1 pseudogene is annotated in these 253 nt (G+C 38.3%); it reads left to right on the top strand.

The features are described from left to right. A pseudogene (locus ACEO2X_RS14675) lies at positions 1-126 on the top strand (IS3 family transposase); the annotation flags it as partial. Positions 127-253: the final 127 nt, after the last annotated feature.

Raw genomic sequence — 253 nt, 5'->3', positions numbered from 1 at the left:
TTGATGCAGAAGCTAGCTATACAAGGTGTTTGGCGTGGTAAGAATAAACAAACCACCCGTAGCCGAGATGATCAAAAAAGAGCAGATGATTTAGTGAAACGTAATTTTAATGCTGATCATCCTGACCCTTGCGAAGCAGTGCTTCTTGTATCTTGATTGATATAGTGATTAGCTACCACTATACGCAAATTGTAGAGTTTGGAGTGCTGCTAAAATCTTAAATTTGAACCTGAGATAAAACCTACAATTTGCC

The sequence above is a fragment of the Acinetobacter sp. AL9 genome (assembly GCF_041464035.1).
Classification (GTDB): domain Bacteria; phylum Pseudomonadota; class Gammaproteobacteria; order Pseudomonadales; family Moraxellaceae; genus Acinetobacter; species Acinetobacter towneri.
This window is presented reverse-complemented; position numbering and strand designations above follow the sequence as displayed.